The 16,415-nt window shown below is 35.4% G+C and carries 16 protein-coding genes; 6 read left to right on the top strand and 10 right to left on the bottom strand.

The genetic code is table 11. The features are described from left to right. Positions 1-234 precede the first annotated feature (234 nt). Entirely contained in the window at positions 235-1,125 is an 891-nt protein-coding gene (locus tag PSH54_RS02275) for a hypothetical protein (RefSeq protein WP_250653989.1), read from the top strand. A 1,055-nt stretch (positions 1,126-2,180) separates the two neighbouring features. Here the strand turns inward: PSH54_RS02275 and PSH54_RS02270 are convergent. The 4 genes from PSH54_RS02270 to PSH54_RS02255 form a co-directional block, all read right to left on the bottom strand. Further along, complete coding sequence (locus PSH54_RS02270) at positions 2,181-2,807, bottom strand: AbiV family abortive infection protein (RefSeq protein ID WP_273605386.1); 627 nt, start codon at positions 2,805-2,807, stop codon at positions 2,181-2,183. A 27-nt stretch (positions 2,808-2,834) separates the two neighbouring features. Further along, positions 2,835-3,524 carry a hypothetical protein gene (locus PSH54_RS02265; protein ID WP_273605385.1) on the bottom strand — a complete coding sequence of 230 codons (690 nt, stop codon included), beginning with the start codon at positions 3,522-3,524 and terminating at the stop codon, positions 2,835-2,837. A gap of 135 nt (positions 3,525-3,659) precedes the next feature. Then, the gene (locus tag PSH54_RS02260) at positions 3,660-4,001 is read right to left on the bottom strand and encodes a hypothetical protein (RefSeq protein ID WP_273605384.1); all 342 of its coding nucleotides are present in this window, start codon (positions 3,999-4,001) and stop codon (positions 3,660-3,662) included. A 343-nt stretch (positions 4,002-4,344) separates the two neighbouring features. Further along, positions 4,345-5,292 (bottom strand): hypothetical protein, encoded by a 948-nt coding sequence (locus PSH54_RS02255; RefSeq protein WP_273605383.1) that lies wholly within the window; start codon positions 5,290-5,292, stop codon positions 4,345-4,347. Between the two features lie 718 nt (positions 5,293-6,010). Between PSH54_RS02255 and PSH54_RS02250 the strand changes: the two genes are divergently transcribed. The 4 genes from PSH54_RS02250 (at position 6,011) to PSH54_RS02235 (ending at position 10,767) form a co-directional block, all read left to right on the top strand. After that, entirely contained in the window at positions 6,011-7,255 is a 1,245-nt protein-coding gene (locus tag PSH54_RS02250; protein WP_273605382.1) for a hypothetical protein, read from the top strand. Positions 7,256-7,749: 494 nt separating this feature from the next. Continuing rightward, complete coding sequence (locus PSH54_RS02245) at positions 7,750-9,480, top strand: LA2681 family HEPN domain-containing protein (protein ID WP_273605381.1); 1,731 nt, start codon at positions 7,750-7,752, stop codon at positions 9,478-9,480. 246 nt (positions 9,481-9,726) lie between these two features. Beyond that, on the top strand, positions 9,727-9,894 hold the full coding sequence (locus PSH54_RS02240) for a hypothetical protein (RefSeq protein ID WP_024032678.1): 168 nt from the start codon (positions 9,727-9,729) through the stop codon (positions 9,892-9,894). 42 nt (positions 9,895-9,936) lie between these two features. Next, positions 9,937-10,767, top strand: coding sequence for a hypothetical protein (locus PSH54_RS02235; protein ID WP_024032679.1), 831 nt, complete (start codon positions 9,937-9,939; stop codon positions 10,765-10,767). A 342-nt stretch (positions 10,768-11,109) separates the two neighbouring features. Here the strand turns inward: PSH54_RS02235 and PSH54_RS02230 are convergent, their stop codons facing one another. Next, positions 11,110-11,331 carry a hypothetical protein gene (locus PSH54_RS02230; RefSeq protein ID WP_273605380.1) on the bottom strand — a complete coding sequence of 74 codons (222 nt, stop codon included), beginning with the start codon at positions 11,329-11,331 and terminating at the stop codon, positions 11,110-11,112. 376 nt (positions 11,332-11,707) lie between these two features. Between PSH54_RS02230 and PSH54_RS02225 the strand changes: the two genes are divergently transcribed. After that, a complete protein-coding gene (locus PSH54_RS02225; RefSeq protein WP_273605379.1) occupies positions 11,708-12,001 on the top strand; it encodes a hypothetical protein in 294 nt (97 codons plus the stop codon). 190 nt (positions 12,002-12,191) lie between these two features. Here the strand turns inward: PSH54_RS02225 and PSH54_RS02220 are convergent, their stop codons facing one another. From PSH54_RS02220 to PSH54_RS02200, 5 genes are all read right to left on the bottom strand, one after another. Beyond that, positions 12,192-12,857 (bottom strand): hypothetical protein, encoded by a 666-nt coding sequence (locus tag PSH54_RS02220; protein ID WP_273605378.1) that lies wholly within the window; start codon positions 12,855-12,857, stop codon positions 12,192-12,194. A gap of 232 nt (positions 12,858-13,089) precedes the next feature. Further along, positions 13,090-13,680 (bottom strand): hypothetical protein, encoded by a 591-nt coding sequence (locus PSH54_RS02215; RefSeq protein WP_273605377.1) that lies wholly within the window; start codon positions 13,678-13,680, stop codon positions 13,090-13,092. A 77-nt stretch (positions 13,681-13,757) separates the two neighbouring features. Next, a complete protein-coding gene (locus tag PSH54_RS02210) occupies positions 13,758-14,252 on the bottom strand; it encodes a DUF6436 domain-containing protein (protein WP_273605376.1) in 495 nt (164 codons plus the stop codon). A 7-nt stretch (positions 14,253-14,259) separates the two neighbouring features. After that, positions 14,260-15,726, bottom strand: coding sequence for a methyl-accepting chemotaxis protein (locus PSH54_RS02205; RefSeq protein ID WP_273589410.1), 1,467 nt, complete (start codon positions 15,724-15,726; stop codon positions 14,260-14,262). A 106-nt stretch (positions 15,727-15,832) separates the two neighbouring features. Beyond that, a complete protein-coding gene (locus PSH54_RS02200) occupies positions 15,833-16,387 on the bottom strand; it encodes a hydrolase (RefSeq protein WP_273605375.1) in 555 nt (184 codons plus the stop codon). Between the last annotated feature and the right edge of the window lie 28 nt (positions 16,388-16,415).

Genomic DNA, 16,415 nt, shown 5'->3' with positions numbered 1-16,415 from the left:
AAGTGCTGGACACATGCGAGATTGCTAACGCCACAAGTTTGTCCAGATTGTGTTAACCAATATGGGTATTTTAGGGCCCAGTGGCAAAATCCATTTTTACGACACTGTATTATTCATGAGTGTGCCCTGTTATCCGAATGCCCTCATTGCAATTCACCGCTGCAATTTACCATTAATCTTCTAAATGGCCGCTGCACATCACCTTTGTGCGGCTTACGCTTAACGCATATGCCATTGAATAATCAATTAAAATCACCTGAACAAGTCCACGATGCATACCTCATAGCTAAAGTGATAGTTGACGATAGTAATACACGAACGAGTTTCCCACCAAAGGAGATTACCTCCACATTATTAAATAGAGCGGCTGATATTCTTAATAACCCAGATAGTGCTAGAGTATTCTTAAGTGAAAGGGCTAAACGTGTACCAACAGATCTACCGTTGAACATTGAGTTTCACAAAATTGAAATTATTGTTCAGAATTTGCTATGTGAATGGGGGTCATTATCCACACTATATGAAATGTATAATAGCGAGTATATTCGTTCAAAAGCTCCCATAACTCAGCTTTGGTTTGAAGCTCAAACAGCCTCCTCTATAATTGGGGTAACGTTTAAACAAATCGCTCTTTTAGTCGAAGTTGGATTGATAAGAACTGATTCAAAAAAGGCCTTAAGAACAGATACTCGCGTTGAAATATCAGGTGTTTATACCTTTTTAGCCGAGTTCAGCCACAATAAAGATTACGTCCCCCTTTCTGAGCTACGTCGCTTTATGGCTCTTCATAATATCTGTATAACTGATGTACTGATAGCTGCTAAAAATAAAGAATTATCAATAACATACAAACCTTCATTAGACTTAATGCATTCCATACACGTTTTGCCTGAAGCATTCGATACCTTTTGTAAATTACATACTCAACTTATAAGAGATAAAACGATGTCCGTTGCAAACGTAGCTGAAGTCACCGGTATACCAAAGGTAGAACTAATGAGGTTGATTAATACCGGTAAGCTCAGGCCCGTTTACATTCATGGCAATAATTCAAAACGTATACTTAATTGTGATACTTTGAAGTTGGCGAAAACGCAAAACAAACAGCTATCACTCGACATTTAGTACTTTGTAATTTCAACTTTAATTTTTAGGCCGAGACATGTTCTCGGTCTATGCTTTATTAATAACAATAACAGCAGTTCACTAAAACTAATCGACTGAATATCAATAAGTTTAACTTTCCCTTTTTTAATAAAAGTTTAGTAATTTCATCCATAACTAAACCTAAATCAAACCAAATTTGAATTAACTCAACATTACAAATGAAGCTTCGCATATCTGCATTTTAACTTTCACTTAAATGGCTTCATTTCTCTTTATCCTAAAAATCCATTTTCTAATCGATTTACTACACTTTTACTAAGTAAATATTAGCGTATAGTGTTCGCCACTAATTTACCGAATACAGAATCTACTTAATTATGTGCTCATTAAAATCAAGTCAGAGTTCTTCAGTGGCAGAATGAGAATCTGCAAGGCAGAATGAGAACTTTTTGGCTGGATGAGAATTTGTGTTGGGGCAGTTTTTAGCTATAAATAATTCTCAATTTAAGAGGCGCAGTACCCATAAAGAACACAAGCTAAGTTATTGTTTTGAAATCTTATTACATGGCTGAGATTCTCAAGTTATATGGCGCCGATCAAAATTGATCAGTGCCACTTAAATAGAGAATTCACGGCGCGTTGAGAACTTGTTGATTTATAATGAAATATGGCACTTAAATTGAGATTTATTAACTAAATTACACTCTAAAAATAATTATGTTTTTTATTAGGTAAATTTCTTAAACAACGAGAAATCGCTTGAAAACATCTATTACAGTAAGTGATTTGAAGTGGTAATTTGCCTATCTGTTATACGAAAGCTAATCGGGTTTACTTCGAGGTAGAGTTTATTTAGGCCGATGCTTGCCAGAGGAGCGACAGCGCATCATTACATAAAGAACTTCTATTCTTGGTCAGTTATAGCCGTGGATTGCATCACTCAATAATTACCGGCGGTCTGCTCTGTGCCATTAGCAGACACTGGTGACTCCGCCAGCAGGGGACGAAAAACCAAATAAAAGCGGCTGTGTTCACTAAAACGCAGTAATAGCATTGTCTGTTTAATCGACTTATTATGTTTGTTCGAAAGATTCAATAATGTCGATAAACTCATCTAAGCTTTTAGGATTTTTATCTGGATATTTTGCTTTTAACTCTTGTTTCGATGCACCTTTAAGTCTTTGCAGTTCAACTAAGGCTGGACCCAGCTTAGCAATTCGATATATTGCTAAGCTCAGGTTTCGTTCTGATTGCCTTTCGGTAATGGTGCTAGATGGAAGAGTAAAACCGCCATCTTTCCAATCAGTGTATAAGCAACTATTTTTTCGATCATTCTTAAAATCTATACCTGCAAATAGCATACCCAAAGGCAAGCCACTATCTTTCCATTTTTTTCCAAATAACGATGTAGATATAGCCGAATCATTTACCAGTTTCTGTTTATGATCACGAAATCTACGATTTAGTTTTTTCCAATCGACTCTAACACCTGCAGTCACATCGACCAGTACCCGAAATAACATAAAACACTTTCCGAACTCTTCTCTAGCAAAATGACTTAAAGCAAACGAGCGGGCAAACTTACCATGTTCATGTAGTATCTCGGACTCATCACATAACTCTTGTGCATTTCTCAAACACTTAATTGCACCATCAAAAATTGTATCAAACTTTAAGTTATTGATCTTAGGTTGGTTCAATCTTCCCCCGAAAACGTAAACAGATTTTTAACTGTTATTACCGCTGTGTTTCAAAATTTTATTTTTATGGTGGGCCAACTCTTCTACACCAAGAATAGCTCTCATCTTTTTCGATAACGTAATCAACGATGCATCGTGATCATGTGTCGATTTTTCAAGGACATTAATAAAAGCTGAGTGAATGTCTAACATTACTCGTGCTGCGTCATCTCTATGCTCTTGAACGGTACCTTCACCTTTTGGCATTTTTATATATTTAGAATTAACACCAAGTTTTCTTAACTGTCTTTCGAATCTTTCGAGGTTGCTATCAATTTCTTCTGTTAGCCAGTTCATATACTCTAACCGAAGAAGAGTTAAGTCAGTAGCAATAGTATGAGCCTCATCGTAGTCTGTTTTAGTACTAAGATCATTGAATGCCTTTAAAACAAGTTTTACATATTGGTCTGAAAATTCTGCTTGTTTATCGAATACTGCATTTGCCATATGAGATGAAGACGCCAAAGCTAGATTTTGCTTTTGTAGGTTTAATTCTTTGTTCCGCTCATGAGCTGAGTTATCACGGACAAGTTGATATAAAGCAGCAACCATAGCACCAACTGCAGGAATGGCAGTAACGCCCTTAAAAACCTCATTGATTGGAGCTGCAAAGGTTACACACAGCGAAAAAAATGCTATTGCACCTAAGGAAATATAGAATCTAATTATAACCTCCAAATCTTCCGAAACAGTAACCAGACTGTAGAATAACTACAACAGGAAATTTTAATTAAAATACGAGACCCTGTAATTAACTCAAAGCGTTTTTAAAGCATTAGATAATGCTTTAAAAACCCATAAAACAGACTGTTTTTATTTTTTACTGTCTTCAGGTAGCACCAAAGGAACTGTGAACTTAACTTTAGTTACTGCTGTGACTTGATTGCTTTCTTGGTTATCTTTACCTAGTTTAATAGCTCCAAGAAAAACACCTATGCCTTCTTTTGAACCTTCTGAATTTATAGAAGTTAATCCGACATCAAATTGTACATTTTGTGGCATAGCTTTATTATGGAAATTATTTTTACCATCCTTGAAATATGTAACGGATGAAGGATTGACTATTGCTCCCTGTTCTTTAGCAAATTCTTGAGAATCGGCTACCCCTTCAATTATTTGTTTTAAAGTATTCTGAATAAATTTATTCAATTCCATCTGTAAATTCTCCGAAAAACGTAACAGGTTTATCAGAGGACACTTTCCCTACTTTAGCGTGAAAACGTCCTTATTTTATGTACTTATATTAATATCAAATAGTGTAAGTTATTACCAGCTATAAATATTATGCTTAATGTAGCTTATTTAAACATGTGAAAAAAAAGGGAAATATCCTCCTATTATGACTAAGCTAACGCACCCTGAACGCTCACAGCTGAACTTCGCAAAAGTGCTAGAAGCGGACATTGGTAATGCCGCATTAATTGGACAAAAATTGCGGGTTAAAATGTGTAGCGAAGCGAAAGCTAACCCACTGTTTTTATTTCGTTTAAATACCTTGTTATTTTTCTTCTGTAATTACCGTCTTTGAGACTTTTCTGTTTTCGAGGCTTTTAACTACTACGGGCATAGCTATTTGAAAAGATCCTTCACCATTAACCTCGTCTATGGCGTTTTTAACAAACGAAGTCATTTCGCTTTTTAATGATAAACCTTTTTTAATTGTGTCTTTGGCAGTGTTTTGTGCCAATTCATTGAATCTATCACTCATTCCTATTACAGCGACTTCGTCTTCCTGAATTTGCTGACTTTCAACAAAAACTTCAAACATGCCTTCGGTGTTCATACGCTGATTCATTTTATATTTAACTAAAAGATCTGAGCCTGTTGAAGGACAATTCACACCAAGAATAAACTCTGTATACATTTCCCTTAATGATTTTTTATCTAATTTGTATTTTTGAGCTGAACTTAATGCCTTATTTATCGAATGCTCAACAACCTCGGCAATGTATTCAGAAGTCAAAAGGCCGTGATAGTGCTTTTCAGGAATAAACATATCATCGCCATACACTGAGCTATGACCATCCTGTATTAGGTTATTAGGATCGCACCTTTTTTTTACAACATACTTACCATCGTTTTGAAAGTTTCCACTTTGAAAATCTATTCTTAATGTTGCCAAATGATTAGATATTAAATCAATCACATGCTGCGCTGTTAGAGTGCTACCAGCGAAAGCAACGAAACATTCAAAGTCCAAAAATACACTATTGTATGACTTGAAATTTTCCCCAATAAAATAGGGTTGCCACAATTTAACAGGGATCTCTTTAATTTTTTTAAACCCTGATAACAAAGGAGAATGCCCATTCGAACTATGGCTTGTAATAATACTGTCAGCAACTGCGAATAGCCCTTCAGCCCTTACCCCTGTAATTTCTTTAATATTATCTATTTCTCGAAATGGGTTTTCTTCAAAATTATATCCAGCAACAACTAATGTCATCTACACCTCTTAGAAACATAACAACTTATCAGAGGACACTTTCCCTATCTTAGCGCGTAAACGTTCTTATTTTATGAACTTACATTATTAGCAAATAGTATAAGTGATTGCCAGCTATAAATATTATGTTTTCTGTAACTCATATAAACATGTAAAAAAGAGGAGATTTTCCTCTTATTCTTACTAAGTTAATGATTACTTAACTGTATGACTGCTTCTCGCTCTTTGACGAAGTTCGGCTCTGTGCCAGCGGACCTTCAATCGTAGCTCGTTTTTGCCCCAAAACGTGTTTAGGCGAATGTCTCAAAAGAGCAAATAGCAGACATCGCGTTTTTAAATGTTCAACTAGCTACATTGTCTATTACTTTGACAACTGTTTTAATATACAGACGTAAATTAAATGGCGCATTTTTTACTCAACTCTTGCTAAGTCTGGTTAACCACAAGCTCGACTAAGTAAAATATAATCTTAATCGTTTGATTGTAGGCCAGTTTAAATATTACTTAACGAGTCTCACTTTCTCGTCTAAATCTAAGCTCGGTTTTTTAGTTTTAAAAAAAGGTTTGTTTCTGTACCTAGTTGCTGATAACGTATTGTTAATTATTAAAAAATTTTACAAAAACATTGAGTTTAAGTAGCGTTGATATTCGAACTTACATGAAATGCTCAGTAAAACGCTGTTTCATTTATCATGCAAAACGTTAGATAGGTTTTAATATGGAAGTTTTGTTTAAGCGCTTAGATAACTTAGATATAAGTAAAAGTGAATGTTGTATGTCTGGAAGGTTTACAAGAGCTTTCCTTGAAAGATCACTTTTCATCACTGATGAATTACTGCCAAGTATAGAGTCCTCCTTTGATTGTAGCTCGTTTAGAGCAAAGGTTATGAAGTTGTATACAAGTAAATATGAGTCGGAAAAACAGTACTATCAAGATAAAGTTCAAGATCTAGGGGGGACGTTAGATGCAATTAAATTTTATAAACCTGTGATTGATAGAGCTGAAGATAGACTAAAAATAACGGACTTTTATGAACTTATAAAATCTATTGAAAATGAATACATTGAATACACAGGATTTGAGGAAATTTATAACAACACATATAAAAATATTCATGGAGAGGAAGATAAAAGCTACATTTCTGATAATTATAAATTTTTAGTGATAGGAGGGCTTTTGTATGATCATTATAAATCAATAAAAGGTCGCTGTGATATGTTAAATATGGTGTATTCATCATATGTACATAAAGAATATCAGGAAATAGGTATAGACATAAATGAAACAGATAATCAATTTTTAAAATATAATCTTCTAAGTCTCAATGAACATATCGAAATACTTAATGATAAAGATAGCCGAACGATTCGTGATAAAAGAATTAACAAGTACTTTTGGATTCCTGTAACCAAAAAATTACTTTCGTCATTTGAAAATTTCGTTACGTTAAACTTCGTGTCAGATATCTCTTTTAGGATAGATTATATATCTGAAGCAGTTCCAGCGATGGAAGAAATGGAGCACGGCTCCGCTCTGAAAATTGATGTGTCAGATTTGCCGGAAGTCTCTAAATTTTACTCGATCGATAACTATGAGGATAGTTTGTGGATTCGTCATGATCAGGAGAAAAAAAGTTTAACATTCGAAGAAACGTTAGATGATTTTGAGGCTATGAATGATGATGTCGTTACCCAAGTGATTCATTTAGAGTATATCAATCTAGCAGGTGAATATTTAATAACACACTTAGATCATGAATATATTGTTTATACTTTAGACGATTATAGTGAGCGTTTGTGTAACCCTGCTAAGAAAGGGTATAAAAAAATAAAGTCATTCAAAATTGACAACGCAAGAATACCATTCATGTTCAAGAAAGATGGCGAGTATTTTCTATATCAAGTTTTGGATTCTTATCTTGTAAATAAGGAATTAATTTCGGAGTATTTTTCTAAAATATAATAAACAATTTAAGAGTGATTCAGCGCTTGGCATTTTGGTTTTTTGGTTTTAATTAGGTTGAGTGATTATAGTGTTCAATATAAGTATTGTAGCTGCGTGCTTCACACCTTAGTTAAGCGTGAAAATCCGTTATCGTCGAAATGCACGTATCAGTTCAGAATCGATTTTGTCCATTATAATCCGGTTCGTTGGCTTCCTTTTTCCATCTTTGATTATGGGGCGGTGGCTAAGAAGAAACTGCCCCAAAGTGAGTTGCGATCGATTAAGAACTAGCTTAGCCAAATCGTCACTTGACTTACATTTCGTAATGTCAGTAAGGATTCAACGGGGTTGGAATAGCATAATACCGCGCAACCCTTAAGCTAATGACATAGTTAGAATCACAGTTTAAGCTAGTTTAGACCATTGGCATATATGACTTATGGATATAAAGTGAATACAAATTCTCAATGCGTTAGTATGATGTGAAATTAATTTAACGGCGCTCTACATGTATGTCAGAAAATGTCTTGAATTCAACTGCTCTTGAAGAGCTGTCAATGAAGGCTGATGAGTTTTTGATAGCTAATGATCATGAAAAGATTAAAACGTTCTTAGAATCGTTGTTAGGCGTTGATTATAAGTTTGAAAATCTCGTTGATGAAGCTCGTTTTTACTATATATTGGGTAATTGTTCAGCAGCGATTTTTAGCTACCATAAACTAGATTGGTTTTCTGATGAACTAAGTAAATCCGTTATATTTTTCAGAAAAGCTCTATACGTCATACGACAAATCAACTTTCCAACTGATGAAGAACTTTTTCTACAAAGCTGCATTGAAACCAATTTAGGCAATAAGCTAAGTTCTCAAGGTCGTGCTTTCTGCTGTATTCCATTATGGGATAATGCCCTTAATTGCATACAAAACCCTGTGTCTATAATATCTAAAGCAAACAACGAGCTTTTTCTTGCGAGTAATGTTTACGATCCTAGTCATAAGCACTACCACTACTTTACTGCATACTTACTCATAAATTTAGGTATTGAAAGCCTTGAACAGCTTCATCCTGAGCAAAGAATTGCTTATTCAGACAACAGCAATTTTATGAATTTTAAAGCATGGTTTGAAGATACTTTTAAACCAGAAGATTTTGACTATTTTGAGTCATTTGAAGAGGAAATTGAGACAAGAAAGCAAGGAGAATATTTAAAGTGGTGTGGAGATAACAAGCTTTTTATCAATGATTTAAATGACGTTTGCGTATCTGAAATTGTCTATCAAGACATTATGACTCTCCCCTCTTTTTCTCAACAAATAAACTTCGCTTTATCGATGCATGAAGAGCTTATGTATCATGGAAACTTCGATGAATTAAAGAACGATTTTTGCTATGCGCGTTATTTAATTTTTTCGGCTAGAAACATACCTAGTGACCATACGCATTTCTTCAATAAAACATATCCTCACATTGATGATATGTCACACTCCATTACCAATCTAAAAGCTAGTCATTATAAAAGCGCGTTCAGAACGCTTTATTCAATATTTGATAAAATTGCTTACTTTATTAATCGCTTTTTTGATCTGAATGATATCAAGTATGATCATAAAATCAGCTTTGATAGTATCTTTAGTGAACTTAACAGCAGTAAAAACTGGAAACCGCACAATAAGCTTAAAGGTAGTCAGAATTGCTTTATCCACGCCTTATTCTACATCCTGAAAGACATTCGAGATGTGAAAGACTCGACTTCTGTTAGTCAGTGGCTTGATCCTGATGCAAAGGCATTTTCTGATATTAGAAATGCTATAGAACATCGTTCTTTAAAGATTGTTGATGATTTTGGTTATACCCTAACTCAATCAGATAAAGCTTTTAAGCAATCACAGCTTGAAAAGCTTAATGATGGTATAGATGACTTTGAAGAACAACTTCAAGAGCTGTATGGTAAAATTGCTTCGGCGAAAAAGGCTCATAATATAATTCTTAAAGCCGAACTAGAGACCAAAAAAAAATTACTTGATGAAGGTTTGCGTCAAACACGGTCAAAAATTTATGAGCACCAAAAGCTTTCAAGTCATTCTGTGCTGATAAAAGAGAGTGAATTTGAATCAAGGCTCATGACGTTGATGAAGCTCGCTCGAAATTCGATTATGTACCTTTCACTTGCAATTCATGTAGAAGAAAAAAATAAGCCAGATAATAGTGCAGTGATGATGCCTATCGAAGTACCTTTGAAGTAGATCATTGTATCCTATAAATATTCTTTTAGGAAAGTTTGGCTGAATCATTTCTTGAATAGTGAATGGGTTTTAATGATTACTAGGAAAAGTCAAGACTATCACTGCATTGTCCAACTGTTATTATTGAAAATGGTTGATTTGTGGATTATATTACTAATATCAATTTAAGTAGTTGTGACTGTCGCACAGGAGATTGTGACGATTGGTTGGGTTAAGGGATCACTTCCCTTTTAATGGAGGTGTAATATGTTTAGATTTATTAAGAAATTTTTTACGTATAAAGAAAATACAGACGAAATTAAAGTAAAGGTTTCTGGTGGAAAGTATTTTATTGCTGATTTAGATTCCCTCTCAAAGAGTGATGTCGTTAAAGACCAGGTAAGACATGCTAGAGCTTATGTAAGACAAAGTTAGTAAAAGAAAGCGCCGCTAAGGCGCTTTTTTTATAGGGAAATTATGATAAAACCTACCGTTATATTCATACTGGTTATCACGATAGCTGGGCATATTTACAGAAAAACAAACTATAAGCTTTACCCTAAGTATGATGCTTCAAAGGGCTACCATACCTTTTTGCTAGCAGCTTCGACAGGATTATTGCTTTTTATATGTTCTTATATATTTACTACTGCAATAGCGCAGTTTAGCATTGCCCAATCAATTGGGTTATGGTTTCGGAATCAATTAAATATTTTATCGCCATCGGTTGGACAGGACTTTGAAGCGGTAAACTTAATATCTGTGCTTTTTTTTACATTTTTCTTTAGCTGGTTTATTCCTAGGCTAAAATATAAAGTCGCTAAAAAAAGACAAGAGAACCCAACATTCAACAGTTGGAAGAAGGCTGCTAGAAAAGACTTAACACCAGAGTTTACCCACCTTGCATTTAACTCTTGGGAATACGGTTTACCTATCGCATTTACTTTATCAAATGATAAGGTGTATATAGGCTATATATCTGAAATAGGTATTGATAGTAATGATATTCACCTTTTGCCTATTTTGAGTGGTTACAGATGTAATGAAAAGAAAGACCTTATTTATTTGATTGATTATAAGCCTGTTATAGAACATATCTTAAACGAAGAGTTCGACGCTATTGATGAGGGTGTTGAAAAGAAAAGTAAACTGGGAGTCTACAAAAAATTTGCTATTGCCATACCTCACCGAGAAGTGGTTCATGCAAACCTCCATGACACTAGCTATAAAAAACACTTTGATAGACACCGTTATGATCGCAAAGAAACCAAGCCTTCTGGCGTCAAATTTACACTGAGTGATTTGTAGAATAGCGAAAACGGCCTAAGCTCCATCAAGGGGCTTATTATTTAGTACAACTTTTGCGAAAAGATTAAAAACCTGTAAGCGCCTGTAAGTGATTATAAACGCCTTACTTTATTTTGTGGTATGTTTTTCGCTCAAAACCGTTTAAACACGCTCAGTTAAATTTAAAAAGGGTTTAAATTGGATTTAAAGTTATGGTTTAGTGTTTTGGTGGTTAAGCTACGTTTTATGAAATAGTTGTTTGCTAGGTTTGAATTCCAGGTCTAAATCGTTCGGCATAATTAGATTGTAATTATGCGTGAGTTGTATGTACTCAGACTCAGTAATAATATGAGTGTAATAAGCCTAGTTTACATTAGCAAAAAACTCTGTACTTGGGTTTCCCTTTAATTTATTGCTGGGCGCTACATACAATTGAGGCATTGCTTCTTCGGAGTTTGGTGATAGGTATTTATCTGGGTTATTTATGTGTAGGTAAATTGCTATACCCATGCCGTATAAAAGTAACCCCGTTATTTCGGTGATTAATAGTTTGTTGAATGTTTTGAATTGAGGTTGATTGAGCATAACCATTTTAGGTTTATTTAAAAATAATAGGAAGCTATTTGATAGCAATGTAGTAGGTAATTTGTTAAAACTATATCAAGTAGAAAAGTAGAGTAACACGAGCAGATATATACGCGATCAACTCATTAGGCTTACAGGAAAGTAAATGCGCGATATCTTCGGTCAGCACAAGCAAGACTTTAATGAAATTAGGCGCTTGTGTTTAATCTGTCATGGATTAGATTTAACAACCAGTAGTCTTTCATCAGAAAATTCTAGATTAGTTATGTCTAAAAATGTTTAAGATACTTTACATAATTTAGTGTCTAGCAACCTTCTTAGTCTAGTAATTGCAATTAGAGTAAATCTCTACCAAAGTACAATTAATCAACCGAATTTGGAATTACCAAATTCATCATGGTTATATTTCGATGATAAGTTAATAGAGAAACCTGCAACTCTTAAGCAGGTCTGCGATAAAATTATTCATGCAGATTCTTTTTCCAAAACAGTTCCACTTAGCGAACTTATTGATCCTAAATATAAGATTGCGGTTCAATTTAAAGGCGTTGAATATAAAAAATCTTGGACATTAAATGTGGTCCTAGAGTGCTTTGTTGAAGACGTACTTTCCTTGCTCGATAGTATTGAGAAAAGTATGCCTAATAAGTCAATTAACAAGGGCACGTAACAATTGGCTAGGTTTCACTACACAATTTTAGGCAACTCATTACTTGGCTGGTTACAAAGTCGTTAAATGTCCGGTTATGGCACCGAACCGCCCTTCAGCTTAACTCATTACTGTCCAAAAGTGTTTTAGAGCGACCGTCCGCTTCTCGCTCTAAGTGACCTTTCGATTTCCCACTCTCAAGTTTTCCAATCTAGTAGCTTATAAATTGGTCAGCTAGACACTTGCCTATGGACATATCTATATCCAAATTTAGATAATCATGTAAAACACATATACATTCACCGTAGCCTGAATTTGCTTTCAAAGCCAACCGCTCAGCTACATCCAAGTCAGGAACTTCTGGAATATATCTATAAATCATTCCATCTAATGCCTTACCTCGTTCATGAGGGTTTGAGCAAGCTTTTAAAATATTATCTGATCGGCTGTTTGCACTTTCAGCTGTATTTTTTAATTCATTCTGCTTTATCAGATAATCCCGTACATATTCGGCTGTAGCAGCATAGCTAAGCGGTTCTATATCTACAGTACCTGGAAGCTTATTTTTTACTGATGCAATACATTGTTGATAATAGGGGCATGCTTTTGACCAAGGTCCCATATTCCCTTCTGCACACTTATCAAAAAAACCATCTGCATCCATAGAGTAATTTATGGTATAAGTTTGACCATTAGAGTTTCTTTGCTCGTCCGAAGCCTCTTTATATTGCATATCACAATCAGATACACTCTCTACGTTGGCCCAACTAACACTTTCATTCTCAGTTTCAGTTTCAGTTTCAGTTTCAGTTTCATCATATGACATCAAAAGAATGAGAAATAAGATCCCAATTACAATAGCTAGTCTTGCATACATTTATATTTGTCCTCATATTTTCTTAAAAGCTACTAATATAGATTTTTAATCTAACGGAGTAGCTTTGGTTGTTAAAGTAACTGGGGTGCGAAGTAATATAATTTTTGCCTAGTAAATCAGAGTTCTTTTACAAACTAATTACTTACAACTTTTAGCTCTAAACCAGCATTGATACAAAATTATAAAATTAACTTTGGAGTCTGCTGCCTCCCCTTAACCTTTAATTTACAGGCTAAACTGTTTCGACTTCGTTAAAGTACAGCCCTTTTATCCCGTGTTCTTGAACGATGCTATATAAGCTATTTGTAGCATCTGTAGTAAAGTATCGAAGTCCAGCTTCTCGCACCCTAAATAGTTCAGGACTTTCAATCGCACTCTTGTCGAATACCATCTTTTTGAACTTTCTAATTCTACTCGGTTTGCCATTTTTAACATTTCGGATGGAGTGTTCTTCACTAAGGGCTTTGTCAAAGCCTACAACATTAAATGCAAGCCACTTCTCACCTTCTAAATTGCATTCAAGCAGTTCAACATTTTTGCTAAAACCGTTTAAGAATAACGGTGAATACTTAGGGGATACTACAATTGTTGAAGCACCCAAACCGGCTATATCAGGTTTTTTTAAGTTTTGGTGAGCAGTACTAGGCTCTATCAACCAATCAACGGCCAACTCTCTCCAATTGTCTCTCATGCTCATACCGTCGAACATTAACAACTGGCCCTCGGTCAATTGAATTGTTTGTTCGAACCCCGTTTCATTAAATAAGAGAAACTCATCAGGCTCGACACTCACACTGTATACTTTATTAAATTTGTTTGTCATTAAGCATTACCTTGAGTCAATAATGAAATACGTTTTTGAAATTGAAAATCTAGGAAGCGATTCATTATTCACTAATATTAAGCAGTGCAGTAACAACCACTGGTTTTATTAAGTAACAGTTCGGTGTTAAATCCAGCTACAAGATTATTTATAACCGTTTCAACAAAACCACTGCCCTGCGCGCAGCCAAGCCCTTGAGAAAGCGGGCCGGCATAAACAAAGTCACCTTTATCGTTAATCACCACGGCAGCTGGTGTAGCAGGGAGCAGTATTTGTAAAGAGGCTGTTTGCTCAATATTGATAAGCGTAATATTTTGCGCTTTAGAAAACGCAGCCAACTGTTTTAAATGAGGCTGGGCTTGCTTGGTGCAGCCACAGTCAGGGTCAGTAACGATAATCAACGAATTATGCTTTGCAGCTGTAAATCCTATGTGTTGTTTAAATTTAGTAAACCACCCTGGTTGTTCAAGCACGCCATAACTGTCAAAAACGCGCAACTGATTGTATTGATAATAAACTAAACCAGAGACCGTCAACACTAACCACAGAGCAATCACTGCACTCATTTTCATGGATGAATTACTTAAATTTAGCAATGCTTTGCTCTAATACCGCAATACTTACGTCGATCATTTGTACTTTAGCGGTTAGTTTTTCTACCACTTTGGTATCTTGATATTGGCTTTGCTGCATTTGTTCTGTGCTTGAGGCTATTTGTTTTGTGTTTACAGCTTGCTCAGCAACAACTTGCGCTACAGAGTGAGTACTTTGGCTGACGGCTTTTATTTGCTCACTCATGGCGCTTATGTTTTCTTTCATGGTGGTGCTGATATGCGTTAAATCAACAACAAAATCGACACACTGGCTCATAGATTGGGTTGACGTTTTACTGTTTGTAACTAAATCTTTTAATGTTAAAGCAATTTTATCTGTCGTGGCTTTACTGCTTGTAGCAAGCGTTCTGACTTCATCGGCTACAACAGCAAACCCGCGGCCATGTTCACCCGCTCTTGCGGCTTCAATGGCTGCGTTAAGCGCAAGTAAGTTAGTTTGCTCTGCAATGCCTGATATTTCATTTAACAACCCTGATATTACATCACCAGCGGCCACTAAATGATTTATTTGCTCTTCTGTATGATTAAGTAAATTAAGTAGCTCCGTGCTTTTAGTGTCTGTTTGCATAACGTCATTTAAGGCGCTATTTGCTGCTTGAGTAATGTTATCTACCTGCTGCTTTAATACTTCGCTTTCATGCTCAACTAAGCTAAAACCCTGTGCAACTTGAGCACCAGAGTCAGCTATATCATTAGTTTGTTGCTTTCTTTGCTCTGCCCCGCTTGCTAGCTCATCGTGTACGTTTATTAATTGCTGCGAATTTTGCTGCAGTGAAAGAGACTGCGTTTGCACTTGTCTAATTACATCTGATAAATAACCCAATAAAGTATTAAAGCCCGCTACTGCATTGCTATTTTTATCATCGGCCCTAAGCGAAAGCTGTATATGCTCAGGGTCTTGCATAATGGCTTCGGTCGCTTTGGTTAAAGACACGCCAGCTCTGCGCTCTTGTTGTAGTGTTTTAGCAATATAGCCTGCTACAAACACTTCTACTATTGCATAGCCGGCATGTATAAGCACCGTAGTAAACGCCAGTCTGTCAGGGTCAAATACATAAAAACCGGTGTTTTGTGTTTGTAAAAAGTAAAAGCTTAAATGATGAACGGCCACAAAAATAATGGCCGTAATAAACACCTGCCACTGTACAAACATAATCAACATGGCCATTAAGATGAATATTTCGAAGTGTACTTCTATTAACCCAAAGGCTTGTTGTATGTGCAAAAAAGAAAACATCATAATTGCCGCAGCAACAACATGACCTGTGATTGGGTTATTTTTCTGAGTTTTAAGTAACCATATAGGCATTAAGCTTAAAGGTAGGCCGACTATAAATGCTTGTGTAAGTGTCCCAAAGTACAAGCCTAGGGCGATAGACTCTACAAACAAAAAAATGAATATTATGGTGAATAAACGACTTACACTATTCATAAATACCTTTAATTATTAAAATTTTTTTAAACAAAATCAGGGGTTGTACGTATTAGCTAATAATTACGACCACATTTAATTATCAATATAGCCTAGCTTGCCAACTTTACTTAATAATTGATAAAACCGCTTTAAACTCAGGTAATGCTGCGTTTTTTGTCCACTGAAAAATGATACTTTCTACGCTTGTAATTATTGCCCCTGCCTGTTGTAACTGCTCTAGAGCTAGCGATTTATGCATCGTATTACGTGAGCCCACAGCATCTGCCGCTACATGCACCTCAAATCCTTGGGCTATTAAATCTAAGCAGGTTTGTAACACACATACATGCGCCTCTGTGCCTATTACTATAATTTGTGAACGCGTAAGCTTTGTAAACACAGCATTAAATGCAGGCTCATTACACGCACTAAAATGTGTTTTTTCAACAGTCTGTGCGTTTACAAGGGTGTTTTTTAAAAGCCTGTTTGTACCACCAAGCCCTTGAGGATATTGTTCAGTCACTATGCTAGGAATTTTAAAAAGGGCGCTTACTTTGGCAATTTTTATTGCCCACTCTAGTAAATCAGAAAATTCGCTAATAGCGGGAGAAAGCTTATCTTGAATATCTATCACTAATAACACGCTGTTATCTGCAGATAAATTTTTGTGACTAACCATAACACCCCGTTTTAAGTAATTATAATTA

It is taken from the genome of Pseudoalteromonas sp. Angola-30, from assembly GCF_028599215.1.
Lineage (GTDB): Bacteria > Pseudomonadota > Gammaproteobacteria > Enterobacterales > Alteromonadaceae > Pseudoalteromonas > Pseudoalteromonas atlantica.
The sequence above is the reverse complement of the archived record's forward strand: the minus strand, read 5'-3'. Positions and strand labels throughout refer to the sequence as shown.

Coding starts and splice junctions, on each gene's coding strand:
- PSH54_RS02260 (WP_273605384.1), bottom strand. CDS start 4,001: ATGGAATTGAATAAATTTATTCAGAATACTTTAAAACAAATAATTGAA.
- PSH54_RS02255 (WP_273605383.1), bottom strand. CDS start 5,292: ATGACATTAGTTGTTGCTGGATATAATTTTGAAGAAAACCCATTTCGA.
- PSH54_RS02250 (WP_273605382.1), top strand. CDS start 6,011: ATGGAAGTTTTGTTTAAGCGCTTAGATAACTTAGATATAAGTAAAAGT.
- PSH54_RS02245 (WP_273605381.1), top strand. CDS start 7,750: ATGTCAGAAAATGTCTTGAATTCAACTGCTCTTGAAGAGCTGTCAATG.
- PSH54_RS02240 (WP_024032678.1), top strand. CDS start 9,727: ATGTTTAGATTTATTAAGAAATTTTTTACGTATAAAGAAAATACAGAC.
- PSH54_RS02235 (WP_024032679.1), top strand. CDS start 9,937: ATGATAAAACCTACCGTTATATTCATACTGGTTATCACGATAGCTGGG.
- PSH54_RS02230 (WP_273605380.1), bottom strand. CDS start 11,331: ATGCTCAATCAACCTCAATTCAAAACATTCAACAAACTATTAATCACC.
- PSH54_RS02220 (WP_273605378.1), bottom strand. CDS start 12,857: ATGTATGCAAGACTAGCTATTGTAATTGGGATCTTATTTCTCATTCTT.
- PSH54_RS02215 (WP_273605377.1), bottom strand. CDS start 13,680: ATGACAAACAAATTTAATAAAGTATACAGTGTGAGTGTCGAGCCTGAT.
- PSH54_RS02210 (WP_273605376.1), bottom strand. CDS start 14,252: ATGAAAATGAGTGCAGTGATTGCTCTGTGGTTAGTGTTGACGGTCTCT.
- PSH54_RS02205 (WP_273589410.1), bottom strand. CDS start 15,726: ATGAATAGTGTAAGTCGTTTATTCACCATAATATTCATTTTTTTGTTT.
- PSH54_RS02200 (WP_273605375.1), bottom strand. CDS start 16,387: ATGGTTAGTCACAAAAATTTATCTGCAGATAACAGCGTGTTATTAGTG.